At 60.4% G+C, this 16300-nt stretch carries 15 protein-coding genes, 2 tRNA genes and 1 pseudogene; 5 read left to right on the top strand and 13 right to left on the bottom strand.

Annotated elements, in window-relative coordinates; translation table 11 throughout:
- Nucleotides 1–87 precede the first annotated feature (87 nt).
- The 3 genes from INT29_RS02315 to pepN are packed head-to-tail and all read right to left on the bottom strand — an operon-like array spanning nt 88 to nt 4325.
- The gene (locus INT29_RS02315; protein ID WP_101572376.1) at nt 88–489 is read right to left on the bottom strand and encodes a globin; all 402 of its coding nucleotides are present in this window, start codon (nt 487–489) and stop codon (nt 88–90) included.
- 2 nt (nt 490–491) lie between these two features.
- The gene (locus INT29_RS02310) at nt 492–1616 is read right to left on the bottom strand and encodes a mechanosensitive ion channel family protein (protein ID WP_226831083.1); all 1125 of its coding nucleotides are present in this window, start codon (nt 1614–1616) and stop codon (nt 492–494) included.
- Between the two features lie 12 nt (nt 1617–1628).
- A complete protein-coding gene (pepN, locus tag INT29_RS02305) occupies nt 1629–4325 on the bottom strand; it encodes an aminopeptidase N (RefSeq protein ID WP_193070633.1) in 2697 nt (898 codons plus the stop codon).
- A 104-nt stretch (nt 4326–4429) separates the two neighbouring features.
- Here pepN and INT29_RS02300 point away from each other — a divergent pair, with 104 nt between their 5' ends.
- From INT29_RS02300 to INT29_RS02290, 3 genes are all read left to right on the top strand, one after another.
- Nucleotides 4430–5035, top strand: a complete 606-nt coding sequence (locus INT29_RS02300) for a DsbA family protein (RefSeq protein WP_096160646.1) — start codon at nt 4430–4432, stop codon at nt 5033–5035.
- Between the two features lie 67 nt (nt 5036–5102).
- Nucleotides 5103–5576, top strand: a complete 474-nt coding sequence (locus tag INT29_RS02295; protein WP_193070632.1) for a ribose-5-phosphate isomerase — start codon at nt 5103–5105, stop codon at nt 5574–5576.
- Entirely contained in the window at nt 5573–6685 is a 1113-nt protein-coding gene (locus INT29_RS02290) for an alcohol dehydrogenase catalytic domain-containing protein (protein ID WP_193070631.1), read from the top strand. The genes INT29_RS02295 and INT29_RS02290 overlap by 4 nt, the downstream gene beginning before the upstream one ends.
- 44 nt (nt 6686–6729) lie before the next feature.
- On the opposite strand, the pseudogene INT29_RS20525 reads toward INT29_RS02290, so the two are convergent.
- The 3 genes and pseudogenes from INT29_RS20525 to INT29_RS02280 all read right to left on the bottom strand — a co-directional run bounded on the left by INT29_RS20525 (nt 6730) and on the right by INT29_RS02280 (nt 8182).
- A pseudogene (locus tag INT29_RS20525) lies at nt 6730–7357 on the bottom strand (PQQ-dependent sugar dehydrogenase).
- Nucleotides 7252–7692: a PQQ-dependent sugar dehydrogenase gene (locus INT29_RS20520; RefSeq protein ID WP_319020819.1), complete on the bottom strand. Its 441-nt coding sequence runs from the start codon at nt 7690–7692 to the stop codon at nt 7252–7254. The pseudogene INT29_RS20525 and the gene INT29_RS20520 overlap by 106 nt, the downstream one beginning before the upstream one ends.
- Before the next feature lie 416 nt (nt 7693–8108).
- Nucleotides 8109–8182 (bottom strand) — tRNA-Pro (locus INT29_RS02280).
- Between the two features lie 178 nt (nt 8183–8360).
- Here INT29_RS02280 and INT29_RS02275 point away from each other — a divergent pair.
- Nucleotides 8361–8434, top strand: a tRNA-Gly gene (locus tag INT29_RS02275).
- Between the two features lie 95 nt (nt 8435–8529).
- A complete protein-coding gene (locus tag INT29_RS02270) occupies nt 8530–9717 on the top strand; it encodes a tyrosine-type recombinase/integrase (RefSeq protein ID WP_096161356.1) in 1188 nt (395 codons plus the stop codon).
- On the opposite strand, the gene INT29_RS02265 is transcribed toward INT29_RS02270, so the two are convergent.
- The 7 genes from INT29_RS02265 to INT29_RS02235 form a co-directional block, all read right to left on the bottom strand.
- Nucleotides 9704–10309, bottom strand: a complete 606-nt coding sequence (locus INT29_RS02265; protein WP_096161355.1) for a GNAT family N-acetyltransferase — start codon at nt 10307–10309, stop codon at nt 9704–9706. The two genes, INT29_RS02270 and INT29_RS02265, sit on opposite strands and share 14 nt — an antisense overlap.
- Nucleotides 10310–10451: 142 nt before the next feature.
- Nucleotides 10452–11123: a DUF2637 domain-containing protein gene (locus INT29_RS02260; RefSeq protein WP_193070630.1), complete on the bottom strand. Its 672-nt coding sequence runs from the start codon at nt 11121–11123 to the stop codon at nt 10452–10454.
- 121 nt (nt 11124–11244) lie between these two features.
- Nucleotides 11245–12279 carry a DUF7007 domain-containing protein gene (locus INT29_RS02255; RefSeq protein ID WP_193070629.1) on the bottom strand — a complete coding sequence of 345 codons (1035 nt, stop codon included), beginning with the start codon at nt 12277–12279 and terminating at the stop codon, nt 11245–11247.
- On the bottom strand, nt 12276–12836 hold the full coding sequence (locus INT29_RS02250) for a hypothetical protein (RefSeq protein ID WP_193070628.1): 561 nt from the start codon (nt 12834–12836) through the stop codon (nt 12276–12278). The genes INT29_RS02255 and INT29_RS02250 overlap by 4 nt, the downstream gene beginning before the upstream one ends.
- A gap of 312 nt (nt 12837–13148) precedes the next feature.
- Nucleotides 13149–14183, bottom strand: coding sequence for a hypothetical protein (locus INT29_RS02245; protein WP_193070627.1), 1035 nt, complete (start codon nt 14181–14183; stop codon nt 13149–13151).
- A gap of 20 nt (nt 14184–14203) precedes the next feature.
- Nucleotides 14204–15169, bottom strand: coding sequence for a hypothetical protein (locus INT29_RS02240; protein ID WP_193070626.1), 966 nt, complete (start codon nt 15167–15169; stop codon nt 14204–14206).
- Between the two features lie 50 nt (nt 15170–15219).
- The gene (locus INT29_RS02235) at nt 15220–16257 is read right to left on the bottom strand and encodes a hypothetical protein (protein WP_193070625.1); all 1038 of its coding nucleotides are present in this window, start codon (nt 16255–16257) and stop codon (nt 15220–15222) included.
- Nucleotides 16258–16300: the final 43 nt, after the last annotated feature.

The raw sequence follows: 16300 nt of genomic DNA, 5'->3' as shown, positions 1-16300 counted from the left end.
GGCCCACAACTGACCGATCACAGCTGACCGAGCACACCTGACCGGTCAGAGCTGACTGCCCGCACCTGACCGGTCAGTGCCGGTCTCTCAGACCGGGTTGCTGTTCGTGTTGACCATAGCCGTGGCCGCCCGCTGGAAATAGTCCCAGAAGATCTCGTCATAGAGCGGTGGGAGCGCCACATCATCGAGAGCTGCCCGCATCGAGGCCAGCCACCGGTCACGTGCGTCGAAGTCGACGGGGAAGGGAAAGTGGCGCATCCGCAGCCGGGGGTGCCCCCGTTCCTGTTGGTAGGTCGTGGGACCACCGAAGTACTGTTCCAGGAACATCTGCAGGCGGTGCTTGGCTCCTGTCAGGTCGTGCCCTTCCGGGTACATGGCAATGAGCACTTCATCCCGATCCACATGATCGTAGAAGACATCGATGAGCCGGGTGAAGGTGGGATGGCCACCGACGGCGTCGAAGATCGTCTCGTTCGATGTCTGCGTCATGGTCAATTCTCTCCGTCTGTGGTGTCGGATCCGGCTTCATCGGTCGTCGCCCGGATCTCATCGTCGCTGGGCAACGGTGACGGCGACTCGTCGCTGTTCCTCCGGTCCGCAGCCGAGGGGCGAGCGGAATCGCGGGCCGCACCCGTCGTGGCGGGTCCGGGAGCATCGGAGGTGTCCGGCAGGGTCCGGAGCATGGTCTCCTGAATGATCGGGATAGTGATGCCGCGCGTGTCGAACTCGTGCGTGAGTTCCGCACGGAAGGCACGTTCGACCATCCACTGCAGGTTGGGCTTGGTTTTGATCATTGTTCGGATGACCCTGTACTCGGCTGACAGGGACTGGACTCCTGCGATCTCGGGACGTTCGAGAATGGCGGATGCCAGTTCTTTGTCCTTCAGCATGGAGTTCGTCACCGATTCGGTGATCTCTCGGTAGGTGTCCATTGCGGTGGAGTAGTTGACCGGGATCTCGAGGACGGCACGCGCCCATCCCTGCGACAGGTTGCCGACGCGCATGATCTCGCCGTTGCGCACATGCCAGAGAGTTCCCGTGAGGTCACGTACCGCTGTCTTGCGCAGACCGAAGTCCTCGACCTCGCCGACGGCTTCGCCCAGGTCCACGGTGTCTCCGATGCCGTACTGGTCCTCGATGACCATGAAGAACCCGGACAGGTAGTCCTTGACGAGTTCCTGGGCACCGAAGGCCAGTGCCACACCGACGATGCCCGCTGAGGCCAGAATAGGTGCGATGTTGAAGTTCAATTGGTCAAGGACCATGAGCACGGCGATGACGCTGATGATGATCGTCGTCACCGACGACAGCATTCGCCCCACGGTCTTCGCACGCTGAGCACGACGTTCACGGATGATGACCGGTTCGATGCCGGTGCGCTGCGACTCGATGACAGAGCTCGAGAACTTGCCGCTGCCGTGCCCTTCCGCCTTCTCGCTGCCGACGGTGCCCTTGGCCACCGCGGTGGAGAATCGTCGGATGAACAAGCGCATCACTATGTTCAGCCCGATCGCGATGATGATGATGATGACGATCCGCAGCGGAGCGTCGAGGAGAAAGTCCCAATCGATCTTGGGTGCGGACAAGAGGTCGTTCTGCAAAGCATCGAAAGTCATGATGCCACGAGCCTAACTGCCGAAGGTCAATGTGCCCTTGGAATTGCTGGACACTTCCTGAGCGGTCAGCGCCCGCTGGGCGTCGGCAAGATTCTCCCGCATCAGGCGCACCAGTCCTTTGGGGGCCGCTGGATGATCGCTCAGCCATGTCTGGGTGGCCTTGACGGTGTGCTCGCTGACCGGGGGGAACAGTCGCAACGTCATGGTCTGTGCCATCTCCAGGGTCCGGGTCTCCCACCATCCTGAGACCCGCTGGAAGTATTCGGTGGAGAAGTCTCGCAAGGGGGCTTCTGAGGCGAGGATCGCACCGGTGTCCGTCTGCAGACCGGAGGCGAAGCCCAGAGCCAGAGCACTGAGTTCAGAGTTCGGAAGGTCGGCTTCGTCGAGAATGCGAGTGAATGCCTTCGACTTCGCCGCCGAGGTGGGGCGTGCGCTGCGCGCCGTCGCCGCCTGACGTGCTCCGGTTGCCGAAGGGTCCGTTTTGGCCATGGCCTCGATTGCTGAGTCGTCGATCGCATCGTGTGCCGCGAGTGCGATGATGATCTCCCAGGTGAGATCGGTGTCGATGGTGATTCCGTAGACCGTGTCACCGGCCGCATCCAACCAGGATTGCAGCACTGAGATCTGCGTTTGAGTCGACGCATGCTTGATGAACCCGCGGAGGAACTGGAACGCCTGGTCAGTACCGCCAGGAACCGCGTCGAGAAGCTGTGTGAACCGGTCGGCGACAGCAGCATGAGCCTCTGCTCGTGCCGCGGGGACCAGATAGGTTCCGACAGCGGCGTCGAGTTGACGCATCTGGGTGAGCAGTCCCGAGGAATGTGTCACGGACGCACAGTTGTCCAAGACCGTGGTGATGTAGTCCTGGACCGGGCGCTGACCGTCGCGGACAGTGTCCCAGAGAGTGCCGAGGATGAGCAGCTGAGTCAGGGAGTCATCGAAGTCACCGAGACGCTTGGATGCGAGGTCCATGCTCTCGGTATCGAAACGGACCTTCGCATAGGTCAGGTCCTCGTCATTGACGATGATGGCGTCGGGTTTCGGCAGACCGCGAGCTTCCTCGACGATGGTCGACTCCGAATCGATGTCGAGTGGGAAGCTGTGGGTCCGAACCAGTCGGCCCAGTCCGTTGTCGGAGTAGAACCCGATGGCCAGACGGTGGGGACGCAGCGACGGAACCGGCTGCCCTTCGATGATCCAGGGCTTCTGAGTCACGCGCAGCTCGGACACCACCTCGGTGTCATCATCGGTTGCGGTGTCGACCTCGGCTTCGATGAGGTTGACTCCGGATTCCTCGAGCCACAATTTCGACCAGGTGGCGAGGTCTCGTCCGCTGGTCGCCTCGAGCTCACCGAGGAGGTCCGGCAGCTCTGTGTTCGACCACGCATGTTTGTCGAAATAGCGTTTGAGCCCGGAGAAGAACTCATCGCGACCGACCCACGCCACCAACTGTTTGAGCACCGAAGCGCCCTTGGCGTAGGTGATGCCGTCGAAGTTGACCTCGACATCTGCCAGGTCTTCGATGCTGGCGACGATCGGGTGTGTGCTCGGCAGCTGATCTTGTCGGTAGGCCCACGACCTTTCAATCGTGGCGAACGTCGTCCATGCGTCGGAGTACTCGGTGGCTTCGGCTGTGGCCAGCGTCGACATGAACTCGGCGAAGGACTCGTTGAGCCACAGGTCGTTCCACCATTTCATGGTGACCAGATCTCCGAACCACATGTGCGCCAACTCATGGAGCACGGTCACAGCACGTCGCTCCACAAGGGCCTCTGTGGGTCGTGATCTGAAGACGTAGTTCTCCAGAATGGTCACGGCGCCGGCGTTTTCCATCGCACCGGCATTGAACTCGGGAACGAAGAGCTGATCGTATTTCTCGAACGGATAGGACACACCGAACTCGCGTTCGTAGAACTCGAACCCTGCTCGTGTGATGGCGAAGAGGTTCTCCGCATCGAGGTGTTCGAAGAGCGACTCGCGGCAGTACAGGCCCAGCGGGACGGGTGAGCCGTCGGAGGAGATCAGCTCTGAATGCACACTGCGGTAGGGTCCGGCCACGATGGCAGTTATGTAGGAGGAGATCGGAGTTGTCGGGGCGAACTGCCATACCGCGGTGTCGTCGATCGGGGCTTCGTCGAGCTCGGTGAAGACTTCGCTGGGATCACCGGGAGCCGGAGTGGGGGAGTTCGACACCATGGCCCAGCGTGCAGGGGCCACGACGGTGAAGGAGAACGGGGCCTTGAGATCGGGCTGTTCGAAGACAGGGAAGACGCGTCTGGCGTCGGGAACCTCGAACTGTGAATAAAGGTAGACCTCACCGTCGATGGGATCGACGAAACGGTGCAGGCCCTCACCGGTATTCATGTAGTAGAAGTGAGCATCGATGATGAGCTCGTTCTCAGCGGCGAGGCCGGGCAAGGTGATCCGGGAGGCAGAGACGACCTCGGCGATCTCGAGATCGAGTCCGTTGAGCCGGATGCGTTCGACGCTGGCGGTGATGGCATCGATGAAGGTGGTGGACTCCGGCGTTGCGGTGAAGCGGATGCGGGAGCGAACCCGGAAGCTCTCACCCTCTCCGGAGAGAATCAGGGTGTTCTCGTAGCTCGAGACGTCGACGAGGGATGAACGTCTGCGAGCTTCCTCGCGAGTGAGGTTATATTGGGGCACTTTGAGGTGACCTCCGCTTCGGGTCCGGGTGTACTTCGCCATTCTTTCATGGACGCATTCCTCTTCGGTGCCAAGGCTTGATAAATTGGCCTCGGACATTGCGGGCGTTTCGCCCGTGCCGGTGCCCACCCTAACGAGGAGTGAAATTGAGCAGAGAGACACTTGACCTGTGGTTCGACACGGCCTGCCCGTGGGCATGGATGACGTCGCGCTGGGGCCTCGAAGTCGCCAAGGTGCGTGACATCGACGTGAAGTTCCATGTCATGAGCCTGAACATCCTCAACCGCGATAAGGACATCCCGGCCGACTACCGAGAGCTGATGGATCGTGCTCTGGCCCCGATGCGCATCGTCACCGCAGCCATCGCCGAGCACGGCGATGAGGTCGCGGAGCCTCTCTACACCGCGATCGGAACTCGTATCCACCCAGGTGGGGAGCAGGACTTCGACAAGGCCGTCGCCGAGGCGCTGGCTGAGGTCGGCCTGCCGAATGACCTGATGAAGTACGGCGACCGCGACGACTACGACGCGGCTCTGCAGGAATCACATGATGAAGCCCTGGCACTCGTCGGCGACGATGTGGGCACGCCGATCTGCCGCGTCGCAGGAACCGCCTTCTTCGGTCCAGTCGTCACCCCGGCACCCAAGGGCGAAGACGCGGGTCGACTCTTCGACGGCGTTCTCGCTGTGGCTTCGACCCCAGGCTTCTTCGAACTCAAACGCACACGCAATCAGGGCCCGGTCTTCGACTGAGGCTCTGCCCCACCACACACAGTCTTTCCCGGGCATCTCGGCCCGGAGAACTCGAAGGAGTCACCACATGAAGGTTCATCTCGGCACCGACCACGCAGGATTCGAATTCAAAGAGATCCTCAAGACCCACCTCGGCGAATCGGGCTACGAAGTCATCGACCACGGTGCGCTCGAATACGACGCTCTCGATGACTACCCCGCATTCTGCATCGCTGCGGCTCAGGCAGTCGTCGATGATCAGGCTGCCGGTGTTGAAGCACTCGGCGTCGTCATCGGAGGCTCGGGCAACGGCGAGCAGATGGCCGCGAACAAGGTCAAGGGAGCCCGGACCGCACTGGCTTGGAACACCGAAACCGCGAAGCTTGCGCGCGAGCACAATAATGCCCAGATCGTCTCGGTCGGCGCCAGGCAGCACACGGAAGCTGAATCGATCGCCATCGTCGATGCTTTTCTAGCGGAATCGTTCTCCGGTGAAGAGCGGCACGAGCGTAGGATTCGGATCATGGACGCCTATGAGGCCGAGGGCCAGTCGGCGCTGTGAAGATCAGGGGAGCGGTACTTCGGGACATGGGTGCTGAGCGTCCCTACGCGGATTCGGCGCCGATGTCGATCGAAGAACTCGAACTCGATGCGCCCGGTCCCGGCGAGGTGCTCATCCGACTCAGCGCTGCGGGTGTCTGCCATTCGGATCTGTCCGTCGTCGACGGCAACCGTCCGCGGCCTCTGCCGATGCTGCTCGGTCATGAGGGTGCAGGAATCGTCGAACAGCTCGGAGACGGCGTCGACGACCTGGAGATCGGCGACCAGGTCGTCACCGTCTTCCTGCCGCGCTGCGGGGAATGTGCGAACTGTGCCACCGATGGCAAGCTCCCGTGTACACCGGGCAGCGCCACCAACGGTGCGGGAACCTTGCCATTCGACGGGCATAAGGTCCGACTCCACGATGATTCGGGCGCCGAGGTGCTCCACCACCTGGGTGCGTCGATCTTCGCAACCCACGCCGTGCTCAATCGCGCCTCCGTCGTCCCAGTGGCTTCTGATGTCCCTGCCTCGATCGCAGCCGTGCTCGGCTGTGCGGTGCTCACCGGCGGGGGAGCGGTCCTCAACGCCGGAGTTCCAGGGCCCGAAGACGAGATCATGATCGTCGGCCTGGGCGGAGTCGGCATGGCCGCTCTGATCACAGCACTGTCCATCGAGACGGCTGGCGTGATCGGCGTGGATGCCAATCCGGACAAGCTGGTCCGGGCAAAGGAACTGGGCGCGGCCGAGGTCTACACTCCCGAGCAGCTGGGGGAGCGCAGGGCTCCGATCGTCATCGAATGCGTCGGACATCCACGCGCCTTCGAAACCGCGTTCTCGGCGACCGCGGTCGGTGGGAAGACCGTCACTGTGGGACTTCCCGCACCCGATGCGCAGTCGCACATCACTCCAGTCACACTCACAGCCGAGGCACGCACCGTCATCGGTTCGTACCTGGGCTCAGCGGTGCCCAGCCGTGACATTCCCGTCTACGCCGACCTCTGGCGTCAGGGAAAGCTGCCGGTCGGGGAACTGGTGTCGGACACCATCGGCCTCGAAGACCTCAACTCGGCCTTCGATGCGCTGGCCGACGGAACCGTCGTGCGCCAGGTCATCGACTTCCAGCGCTGAGCTCAGCCGCAGGCGCTGGAAATCACCCCTCGGATGTGAGCTCACTAGTCGGCGCCGACGTCAGCGGGAATGTGCAGGATCCGGTCGTCGGCAGCGGCCGGATCACCGCGCCCGTCCGTGTTGTTCGTGAGAACCCAGACCTCGCCGCTCGGTGTCCTCACCACATCGCGCAGGCGACCGAACTGACCGGCATAGGACACATCAGCCTCGGCGACATCCGATAGGGCAACTGTCCGCAGCACCTGTCCCCGGAGATTGGCGATGAAGAGTGTGCCCTCGCTGATGGCCATTCCGCTCGGGCTGGCCTGGTCGGGACTCCACTGCTGCACCGGGTCGATCAAATCAGCGTCTGGGGCAGCACCTTTTGCGATCCCTTCGACCTCAGGCCAGCCATAGTTACCGCCGGCTTCGATGATGTTGAGCTCATCCCACGTGTCCTGACCGAATTCGCTGGCATACATCGTGCCGTCCTCGCCCCCAAGCCAGGCCCTGCGGATTGCGGTGTCCATAGGTGTAGACGAGGGACCCGTCGAACGGGTTGTCATCTGGCACGCTGCCATCCGGGTTCATCCGCAGGATCGAGCCCGAGAACGACTCACGGTCTTGGGCAGCGCTCCGGTTGCCGGCGTCGCCGACCGTTGCATAGAACTTTCCGTCTGGGCAGAAGGCCAATCGACCGCCATTGTGGAAATCGGCCTGGCGATCCCGTCGACGATCGTCTCGGGCGCACCGAGCTCCACACCATCGGATCCATGCTTGAGCGGAAATCTCTGGATCCGATTGTCCGTCTCGGTGGTGGAGTATGCGTAGAGACTGTCGCCGTGCACGCTGAGGCCCAGGAGCCCGCCTTCGCCTGAGGCGGAGACTCCAGCAACCGTTGCGACCTCTCTGGCCTGAGCCGGTCGCTGATCGTCGAGTTCGAGGATGCGACCGGAGTCTCTTTCACTGACTAGGACCGTGTCTTTGTAGAAGGCAACCGACCATGGGGCCTGCAGGTTCTGTGCCACTACCTCCGGATCGTCTACTCCCGGATCGACATCGGTCCTGCTCTCCCTGCTGGGGCCGCTGCTGGCCTGTGTGTCTGGAGCCGATGGGCTCGGCAAAGATGAATCCGGGTCATCGGAACTGCAGCCGCTCAGCGTCAGCGCGAGTATGATGACGGCCGCGGAACGTCGACGAAGAGTCTGCGCGGCGCGAAGAGTGGTCGGCTGCGATAGGTGTTGCGGAAAAGGGCGTGCTGCTGTCAGGGCGGATCTGTGGGTGTTGTGTCCTCGGATCAGCATTGGCGGCGCACCTTCCGGCCTCGAAATTCCGCGAGCCTGCCCCCACATTGTCTCCTGTTGGGATGAGATAAGGGGGTGCGGGCGAGCTGTGAATACGAAGAGAGCCGCCCGGACATTGAGTCCGAACGGCTTCGCTATCGTCGGGATGACAGGATTTGAACCTGCGACCCTCTGTTCCCAAAACAGATGCGCTACCAAGCTGCGCCACATCCCGCGACGTAGATAATCTAACCACAGGCAGGGGGCCAGATGCACATCGATTCGGCCGTTTGGTGCGAATGGGATGCAGGTCACATGCGAAGGGTTCGGTCGTTGCGAGCAGTGTGACTCAGCTCATCTTCGAACGATTTGGCGGCAGGCGCGAATGTCGACTATAGTCGTTAACGCAACACGGGGATGTAGCTCAATGGTAGAGCCTCAGTCTTCCAAACTGATGGTGCGGGTTCGATTCCCGTCATCCCCTCCAAGTTTTAGCCCTCTCACCAGGGCAAACGTCACCGAGAAGGTGATTTGGCCGCATGGATTCGGAAGTTGGCCGCATGAAACCCGTATGATCGGGGCATGGCAAGCATCCGAAAGTACTCCACGACGAAGGCAAACAAGTGGCGCGTCGATTGGCGTAAGCCTGGTTCTCGGGACAAAGCGTCGATGACATTCGATACCGAAGCTGAAGCTCGAATGTGGAAGACCATGCTCGATGAGACTGGTTCTGATGTCATCGAAGCCGGACGCCGGTGGAACGCGGCTCAATCTCAAGACGAAACTATCGAAGATCTCGTCACCGAATACATTGCCTTTCAGTCACGTGGTGACTCACGAACGCTCAAGGACTATCAGGCGCTTCAACGCAACCACATCACGAATGAGATCGGTTGGAAGTCGGCAGCGAGCGTCGAAGCCAAAGACCTGCGCAAGTACGTGAAGACACTGTTGGCGAAGAAACTCTCGCCGAAGACCATTCGAAATATCTTCACCATCGTCTCGGCCGCATTTAACTTGGCTGTCCAAGATCGCCGCGTTCAGGCCAACCCCTGCACCGGCGTAAGACTGCCGACTCTGATCAAGACCGAGCCGCCCATCATTGCTCAACGCGACATCGACGTCATCATGAAAGCGATCGACCCTCACTTCTCGCTTCTCATTCGCACTCTGGCAGGTACCGGCCTGCGCTGGTCGGAGAGTGAAGCGCTCCTGTGCTCGGACCTCTACCACCGCAACGGCGTGACCTACATTCGGGTGTCGAAAGCAATGAAAGGCACGGGCAAGGGCCGTCACCCCGGACCGCCGAAGACGCCGGCAGCCGATCGCAGCATCGCTCTCGACGATGACCTGGCAGAGGCTCTGGTCAACCACGTGAAGCTGCGCTCACTCGACGATCACATGTTCACGATGAAGCGCGGAGGGAAAATGAGCTACCTCGGCTTCACTTCGAAGTACCTCATCCCGACAGTCGAGCGAAAAGATGTTGACGTCAATTCGACGATTCGCTGCCACTCATTCCGCCACTATCACGCCAGCGTCTTGGTGGCGGCCGGTGTCGACCCCATTAAGGTCGCTCAGCGCCTTGGGCACACTGACACAACGATCACGCTCAACAGGTACTCTCACCTTCGTCCAGGTGCCGATTTCGAGACGCTGCAAGCTCTCAACGGCATCTGGGGCGACAACAATGAGCCGGTGGATCCTGGTGCTGCTGCTCAGTCGGATGACGCGTCGGCATTCCTCGACAGTATTCTCAACGGCAGTTAGGCGCAGTCGGCGCCGGTGGGACAGCTTTGTGGGCGGGGCCGATGTTGAACTCCATGTGCCAAGTCGGCGGGCCATCAATAGTCTCGGTATGTTGAGTGACGCGGAATCCGTTCCGTTCATACAGGCGGACATTCCGGATATCTGAGGTCTCGAGGTTCACAGCTTTCGCGCCCTGCGCAATGGCCTCGCGAACACCATGGGCAATGAGGGCGCTTCCATGGCCCCTTCCTTGGTGATCGGCCCGCACGCCGATAGTCTCAAGGGTCCACGTACCGGGGTTTGTTGGGGATTGCGATATACGGTCAATGCGATCGCCGTGTAAATTGACAATTTGGTCCATGATTGTTTGATCGGGTGCTGGAGCGTCGGCTGGTAAGAGCGCAATGGCTCCCCCGAAGTCTTTCGTCGTCATGACGACGCCATGTTTAAGGGCGTGTTCCAGGTAAATCCGTTGCAGGTCGTAGAGTCGTTCTTCATATCCTTCTTCAGGGATAACCCACCTTGTCCACGGATAGTCCTTGAACGCACTTTTGAGGGTTCGTGCGGCCGAGGCTAAGTCTGCGGCTTCCGCAATGCGAACAGTTGGCGTCATGCGTGAGGCTCTCCTGAAGCGTGGAAACGAATTTGGCTGTCCGGTGCAGGATGACCATGCAGGGATCGGCAAGGCAGTGAGGCTCCACCCGGTACGCCGCTGCTGAGAGGCTATCACCGAAACGAGCTTTAGTGGCAAGGAACTAGGCCACAACCGACTTCGACAGCAGCCTCTGGATGGTCGATTTCGAGGTGCCCAGGGTATCGGCGATTTCCCGGTGAGATTTGCCGGCCTGTTTCATTTCGACGACAACATCGACATCAACGGGTCTGGACGAATCAGCCGCGGCCTTAATGGCTGGCGCCTTCCGCGGCGAACCCATCGCGGCCACCGACGACGCTGGAGAAGGTTCAGGGGCAAGCAGGGTTGATTGGTCGACTCGGGCACGTTCTGCACGGCGCCGTGCGGCCTTGGAGCCTTGCGGGGGAGCCACGGCAACCGATACCGCCGTGTGAGTGGATATGAGGCAGGCCAAGGGCATGAGACTGGCGATGAACGATCCAACGACGAGAGCAGGAAACGTCGTCGCCGTTGAATTTCCATCGCTGAGTGCGTGAGTGGCGTTGGTGACCATCGATACGACAGTGAAGAATCCTACTGATGACCATGCGAGCCGAACATCTTCGCCTCGTGCTCTGGCAACGACAGCTGCGACCGTGAAGACGAGGATTGAGAGATCAACGACGATCGGTACGGCCGGGCGCAACGGGCGCGGGATTCCTGCCCAACCGGCAGCGGCATTGAGTCCAGTGAAAGAGACAGCAAATGAGGCCACAGCGACAAGCACGGCCAGCAAGAGCGCTGAGGCCGCCATCGAGTCTGATTCAGGTCTAATCCGCCGCACGTGTGCAGACAATAGCAAAACCGCCTGACATGAGACAGAATCAGGCGGTTTTTCACGTGAACAGGGGCTATGTGGCCTACGCGGCTCAGAACTAGTCGGACAGCGAGTCTCTCTGCTCTCGGAGCTCGTTGACCCTGGCGGTGGCTTCTCTCAGCTCGTCGTGAGGCTGGAGTCCGCGGTCGTAGGACACTGATGACAACGACTTCGCTTGACGCTCCAGCTGGTCGACCCTGTGCTGCTCCACACTGATATCCAGCTCGATCCTCTCGCGTGGAGTTCGGATATCCGGGGCGTCGAACTTGTCCCAGACCTGCTTGCTGATCGGGATGACTCGGTCAGGTTCAGTCGGGTGTTCGATGTAGTGCTCGACCTTACGTCCGTTGAAATACGCGACCTTGCCTGGGACTCCTTCGCTGATGACTGCATACAGCGACTTCGATGTGCCATCAATGTTGACGCCAGTGCGCAACAACTTCTGTGCCTGCTTGGTCGTGAGTTTAGGCGTGAACCCGGCATATTTCGGGCGGGCCCGATGAGTCTCAGCTTCGGCGTCGCGCTTGAGAGCTGACTCATCAGCTTTGGCCTCCCGCTCGGCGCGCGTTCCATAGAGTCGGATCTTGTCAGGATCATCATCGGCTCGGAACTCGGGGCTGCGTTCGTTGTCGGGGACGTGTTCACCGTAGGCCGACTCGTATTCGTTCGGTGACCAATATCGCAAGGACCGATCCGCCATTTCGACTTGTCGATCGTCGAACTCCTCTGGGAATGTCTTAGCAACGACAGCCCACTGTGCGTCTTCCTCGTACCAGCGGTCGCGGGCTTGGCGGAGCTCGCGTGGGATCTTGAGGTTGCGCTCTGGTGATAGCTTCATTCCTCCGTGGGAGGCAGTCGAGACTGACGCGATGCCTGTGGCAATCTGATCGGCGTGTTGGACCTTGCCCCACGGTGACTGCGAGCCTTCGCGGACATATACGTTCGTGGTAAAGGTCTGAGCCTGTGGGTCGCTGGGATCGTCGAGGGCATCATAGAATCCGCCAAGGCCAGCAACGGTTGGTCTGGCCTTGGCGGATTCTGACCATTGACCACCTTCAGGAATGCCTGCTTGGACTCGGGATTGATTGCTCACGAGGGAAACTCCTCTCTTTCGATCTGGGATTCGTGCCTGGCTACCTCGGCCCGTGCTTGGGCCAATCCACTCGTGGCCGCGAGAGTGAGGTCCTGCTCTTGACGGTGAAACTCGCGAAGTGGTCCGCGCCGGATCACGCCTCCGTGAGACTGAGCGATGACAGTCTGGCCGTCATCGGAGATGTTCGTGACCGTCCAAGTTTCATACCCAGATCCGACACGGATCTCATCACCTTTTGCCAGACCTTCGACTGGCCGGCGTTCGGAATTGAGTTCGTCAGCTCGCGCCGAGGTGATCTGGATCCTGAGTTCCTCACGATGGCGGTAGCTGTCGTCGGAGTCTCGATTGCGGATGAACTCACGCATCTGCGACCACTGTTCGCCATTGCGCCCATCTGCGTGGGATTGACCGAGCCTGACAGCCTCGGCATCGCGTACAGCGTGCGGATTGAGGATCGCATCGTTGGGACGGTTGTCCATGTCATCGGAGTCATCGAGGTGGCCGGCAACCATCCACGATCCCGCCTTTTCAGCATTGAGACCAATATCGCTTGCCAACACAGTATCCGATCTGCGCTCGGTCGTTCGACTATATGTCGGCTGGGCGCCCCTGCGCATCGAAGACAGCATCGAGCCTATACGGGGCATCAGAGAAGACGTCTTCTGGACCACGGAGTCGGACGCGATCAATGTCAGGGTTAATCCTCGCGAACCTCTTTGCCAGCGCTGCCGCCTGACCGGCATCACTAGTCTCGGCATCAACAACTGATCCGGGCAGCTTACCCAAGCCAGACGTGTCAGGCCGAGCTCTTGCCATCTCTGAGAATTGACCGCCTTCGGGGATACCAGCTTGGACTCGATTCGGGGTGCTCATGCTTGGGAGAGCCCCTTCGCCAACATCGATTCCTTCATCACGGCCTCATCGAGTTTCCGGTCATGGTTGTCCTGGTGCTCGGACCTCGTCTTCTTCAGATCGGCGAGGATCTTCTTCACAGATGCGGGACCACTACTGCGATCGGCGTCCTCGTTCCAGAACTCGTCGGTGTGCTCGACAAACCTCTTCTCATGCGCCTGGAGCTCGTCTTTGCGGCCCAGCTTCTTCAGTTCTTTGGTGTCCTCGTCAATCTCGTCGATGTCCGCCTGAGACCTGGCCAAGTCCGCGCTGACGGTGTTCACATACGATTCGTAGCGCTGTCCAGCCTGTGTATTGAGATCCTTGTCGCTGGTTTCGGCGGACTGCAATGCCGTAGCTATGGCACCGCTGCGCGTTTCAAAGTCACCCTGCGCTGATTTGATGGCGGCTTCGGCCTCATTTCGACGTTTGCCGTGCCGAGCCAGGAAGTCTGCTCTGGCGGCCTGCTCTGGATCGAAGAGCGGAGCTTTGAACTGTTTCGACGCCGCGAAGAGCCCACCATCGCGAGCTGCTCGTAACTTGCCGGGATCGCTTGGCCGGGGCTGCTTCTTCGTTGTCGGAGCTGGGGGAGGATTGGCAGTACTTGGCGAGTTGCCGAGAGCCATATCCATGAAGCTACCGGCGCCAACAGACCCGCCTGCCGAAGTGATGTCAGCGGCCTCAGTATTCGCCGGCAACTCGATCTGGTCGAGCTCGCCCCGGTCAATCTGCACGTCGAAGCCGACATCGGTGGTCACAATATGCAGGTCATCGGTCGTGACATAGGACTGCGGCCGACCTGCTCCGACATCCAGCCCCTCGTTGAAGTCGTCGAAGTACTTGCCAATGCGAGCCTCGGTGTCAGGGCCACCGTGACCGAACTCGACGCCGGTCATGTCTCCGGCCTGCAACGCTTTCACGTCGAGGCCGGAGACATCGGGCCGAGCCTTCGCCGATTCAGCCCACTGCCCACCAGTGGGAATGCCAGCCTGAACTCGGTTCTGTGCGCTCATCTTCTCAGTGCTCCTACTGCTTAGGAATTGGCTTTGGTGACGCGCTCATGCAACTTCGTCGCCGCGTGCCTCGTTCGCATGTGCGGACCATCCTTGCGACGGCCAGCAAGACACTGGTGCGTGCCGACAGAAGTGAAGGTGCGATGGCACTGCTGGCACTCTGAGACCTCGATTTCGCCAGTGCCTTTGAGGACCTTGTTGATGTACTGGCCGGGCTTGTGGGTGGTGCGAATGGCCTCCAATACGTCTTTGCCGTAGGGGTAGCGGTAGCTGCGGCCAGACGTAGTCGTGACCAGGACTTCCTTCTCATGTTCGTCGAAACCAACCGAATCCACCCAAGGGGACTTCAGTTTGTGGCTGCGCTTGGCAAATGACTGGCGCCGAGTCTCACGGAAGTCAGCGATCATGTCCTTCTTCGTCTTGCCGTCGAGGTGATCGGTGATCCGCCTGGCCTCAAGCATCGACTTCACACCGGCGCCGACGGTGGCAGAGTCAGTGTTCGTGCGCTCACCAAGGGTCTGGACATTCCAGCCGGAGCCCTTGTCTTGGCTGACCCTGACCCAACCGATAGTCTGTCCGCCTTTGCCGTCAGGGGTGGAGACTGGTATGTCGAAGGGTGTGCCTCGTGGGTCGACTTCTGCGGCCATGCGTCGCACCGAGGTCACCGACGGCATAGTCAGCGCGAAATCCTGGCCGCGGTAGGTCTGGCGCAGAGACCCGATTGCCTTCGGTGAGCGGCTCATCCGTTCAAATCCACCCTCAGTGTTGAACTCGCCTGTGGCTTCGGCGGCCTGATACCACTTTGTGGCCGTGCCGCCTGAGAGCTTCACCTGATCGGCGGGAACGAACTTGTTGGCGCGAAGCATGTCGTAGCGTGACTGCTCGTAATTGCGTCCGAACGTGGGAACTGGTGGCCGGGCCTTGGCCGTCTCTGACCACTGGCCACCTTCGGGAATGCCTGCCTGTACTCGATTCTGATTGCTCATACCCTCTCTACGTGCGGCAAAGTGCCGATACGCCGAGAGGGCAGGCGACCTCAGTTCAGTTTGAGGTCAGACTTCAACTGCGGCGGCAGTCCCACGTAGTTTGTGGGCATCGGGGGACAAGGAGTCGTCGACGTCCACCCGGTCTGCCACAAAGCCAGTCTCGCCTTATGGTGAGCGAACTCTTCAGCACCGACGATGCGAGCGTATTCAGACTCTTTGCTCCGCTTGCTGATGAGCATCTCGACGTAGTCACCGAAGATGTCTGCCGCCTTCTCCCGTGCTTCGACTGAGATGAAGTCACCGGGGTTATCACGGGCAACTGCCTCGGTAGCGAACCGCTCTGATCGCATGTGTGCCAACGACTCGAAGTCTGTCGGAAGCGCAGGGCTGGTGTGCTCAGAATCGAGGGTTGCGGCTGGGGGAGCCTCTGTGGAGTTTTCGTCGTCGAGCCAGGCGAGGATGCGTGAGCTTACGCGAACCTGCTGACGGGCTTCGGCGGCGGTCTTCATCCGCGGCAGTGGCGTGTTCTTGCGCAGATTTCGGTGGGCTGCGACGAGAGCATCGTGATCGGCTGTGAGGTTCCAAGGGGCGTATTTGCCCGACACAATGCCGTCAGCCTCTTCGCGAGTCCAGTAATTGGCCCAGTATTCCGCTCTGACTTCCATCAGTGCCAGGAGCCGGGGGTTACGGTCGTCGAGGACCAGAGTTGCGGTGCCGCGCTCGTCGAAGAAGTCATCGGATTCGATTTCGATGAAGCCAGGGAGGCTTTGAAGTGGTTCAAGGTCCTCCAAATCTCCATGTACTTCCATTTCACGACGCCTGTTGCTTCCACGAGTCTCCGAGATCAGGCACTGATGTTCGAGACCCAGGATAGAACAGATTTCAGCATCGGGATCGTCGTAGTGATCGTCGAGTCGGGTGAAGCGTTGGTGAACGGCGGTGTCGAGCTTCTCGGACAATGCCGCGTCAGTACTGTAAGTCTCGCCAATCGCCCGTGCGAGAATTTCAGCGGTGGACTGCGGCTGGTGGTCACCGGTGACCAGGCCGTCAGTGCGCTGGTCGTTCTGGGGTTCGTGTCGTGTGCTCATACTCTTCACTGATGTGGTGTCTCTGCTTGGCTCGTGGGCGGCA

Source organism: Brevibacterium sp. FME37 (assembly GCF_014897485.1).
Taxonomy (GTDB): domain Bacteria; phylum Actinomycetota; class Actinomycetes; order Actinomycetales; family Brevibacteriaceae; genus Brevibacterium.
Note: the sequence above shows the minus strand (reverse complement) of the source record. Positions and strands in the feature narration are given on the sequence as shown.

What these genes read in the sequence shown, in the direction of transcription:
- INT29_RS02315 (WP_101572376.1), bottom strand. Translation starts at nt 489, where the DNA reads ATGACGCAGACATCGAACGAGACGATCTTCGACGCCGTCGGTGGCCAT.
- INT29_RS02310 (WP_226831083.1), bottom strand. Translation starts at nt 1,616, where the DNA reads ATGACTTTCGATGCTTTGCAGAACGACCTCTTGTCCGCACCCAAGATC.
- pepN (WP_193070633.1), bottom strand. Translation starts at nt 4,325, where the DNA reads ATGGCGAAGTACACCCGGACCCGAAGCGGAGGTCACCTCAAAGTGCCC.
- INT29_RS02295 (WP_193070632.1), top strand. Translation starts at nt 5,103, where the DNA reads ATGAAGGTTCATCTCGGCACCGACCACGCAGGATTCGAATTCAAAGAG.
- INT29_RS02270 (WP_096161356.1), top strand. Translation starts at nt 8,530, where the DNA reads ATGGCAAGCATCCGAAAGTACTCCACGACGAAGGCAAACAAGTGGCGC.
- INT29_RS02265 (WP_096161355.1), bottom strand. Translation starts at nt 10,309, where the DNA reads ATGACGCCAACTGTTCGCATTGCGGAAGCCGCAGACTTAGCCTCGGCC.
- INT29_RS02260 (WP_193070630.1), bottom strand. Translation starts at nt 11,123, where the DNA reads ATGGCGGCCTCAGCGCTCTTGCTGGCCGTGCTTGTCGCTGTGGCCTCA.
- INT29_RS02245 (WP_193070627.1), bottom strand. Translation starts at nt 14,183, where the DNA reads ATGAGCGCACAGAACCGAGTTCAGGCTGGCATTCCCACTGGTGGGCAG.
- INT29_RS02240 (WP_193070626.1), bottom strand. Translation starts at nt 15,169, where the DNA reads ATGAGCAATCAGAATCGAGTACAGGCAGGCATTCCCGAAGGTGGCCAG.
- INT29_RS02235 (WP_193070625.1), bottom strand. Translation starts at nt 16,257, where the DNA reads ATGAGCACACGACACGAACCCCAGAACGACCAGCGCACTGACGGCCTG.